The following is a 1,691-nucleotide window of genomic DNA, read 5'->3' as shown; positions in this document are numbered from 1 at the left end:
TCGCGGGCGCCGGTGCCGCCGCCCCCGGCATCTCCCCCGCGCCCGGCGGCACCGGCGCCCGCGACCTGCACGCCTTCATCGCCGGCCTGCCCAAGGCCGAACTGCACGTGCACCACGTCGGCTCCGCCTCCCCCCGGATCGTCTCCGAACTCGCCGCCCGCCACCCCGACTCCAAGGTGCCGACCGACCCCGAGGCGCTCGCGGACTACTTCACGTTCACGGACTTCGCGCACTTCATCCAGGTGTATCTGTCCGTGGTGGACCTGATCCGCACCCCGGAGGACGTCCGGCTGCTGACGTTCGAGGTGGCCAGGGACCTGGCCCGGCAGCAGGTGCGGTACGCCGAGCTGACCATCACGCCGTACTCCTCGACGCGTCGCGGCATCGACGAGCGGGCGTTCATGGACGCGATCGAGGACGCCCGCAAGGCGGCCGAGGCCGAGTTCGGGACCGTACTGCGCTGGTGCTTCGACATCCCCGGCGAGGCGGGACTCGTGTCGGCCGACGAGACCGTCCGGCTCGCGACCGACGACCGGCTGCGCCCGGAGGGCCTGGTGTCGTTCGGGCTCGGCGGGCCCGAGGTCGGCGTGCCGCGACCGCAGTTCAAGCCGTACTTCGACCAGGCCATCGCGGCCGGACTGCACTCCGTTCCGCACGCCGGCGAGACCACCGGGCCGGAGACGGTCTGGGACGCGATCAACGAACTGCGCGCGGAGCGCATCGGCCACGGCACGAGTTCCGCCCAGGACCCGAAGCTGCTCGCCCACCTCGCCGAGCACCGGATCGCCCTGGAGGTCTGCCCCACGTCGAACATAGCGACGCGTGCGGTCCGCACCCTCGACGAGCATCCGATCAAGGAGTTCGTGGCGGCCGGGGTCCTGGTGACCGTCAACTCCGACGACCCGCCGATGTTCGGCACCGACCTCAACACCGAGTACGCGGTCGCCGCGCGGCTCCTCGACCTCGACGAGCGGGGGCTGGCCGCGCTCGCGAAGAACGCGGTGGAGGCGGCCTTCCTCGACGAGCCCGGCAAGGCCCGGCTGGCCGCCGACATCGACACCTACACCTCGGCCTGGCTCGCCCCCTGACCCGCGCCGGAAGACGACCCGCACCGGTAACCACCATGAACCCCCTGCGCACCGTGACCGCCGTGGCCCATCGCGGCGCCCCGTACCGCCACCGCGAGAACACCCTTGACTCGCTGCGGGCGGGGCTCGCGCTGGGCGCGGACGCCGTCGAGTTCGACGTACGGACGACCCGCGACGACGTACCGGTCCTCCTCCACGACTCCACGCTGAAGCGGCTGTGGGAACTGGACCGGCCGCTCGCGGCGCTGTCCGCCGCCGAGGTGCGGGGGCTCACGGCGGACGGTGTGCCGACGCTGGCCGAGGCGCTGGCCGTCACCGCGGACAGCCGGGTCATGATCGACCTGCCGGGTGCGGCCGACCGCCGGGCGATACGGCAGGTCGTGGGCGTCGTCCAGGAGTGCGGGGCGCAGGAGCGGGTGTACTACAGCGCCGGGGCCGACACCATGCTCGCGCTACGGGCCGTCGCCCCCGACGCCGAGATCGCCCTCACCTGGAAGACCCTCGCCCCGCCCCGCCCGGCTCTCCTCGCCGCCGTACGCCCCCGCTGGCTCAACTACCGCTTCGGGTTGGTGAGCCGGGCCCTCGCGGACCGTGTCCACCGCG

2 protein-coding genes are annotated in these 1,691 nt (G+C 73.3%); both read left to right on the top strand.

Going from position 1 to position 1,691, the window contains the following annotated elements; translation table 11 throughout:
- Positions 1–29 precede the first annotated feature (29 nt).
- A complete protein-coding gene (locus AOK23_RS43865) occupies positions 30–1,088 on the top strand; it encodes an adenosine deaminase (RefSeq protein ID WP_063791521.1) in 1,059 nt (352 codons plus the stop codon).
- 35 nt (positions 1,089–1,123) lie between these two features.
- Positions 1,124–1,691: glycerophosphodiester phosphodiesterase (locus AOK23_RS43860; protein WP_055717913.1), on the top strand; the 568-nt coding region annotated here is incomplete at its 3' end.

It is taken from the genome of Streptomyces torulosus (genome assembly GCF_001419765.1).
GTDB classification, from domain to species: Bacteria; Actinomycetota; Actinomycetes; order Streptomycetales; family Streptomycetaceae; genus Streptomyces; species Streptomyces torulosus.
Note: the sequence above shows the minus strand (reverse complement) of the source record. Positions and strands in the feature narration are given on the sequence as shown.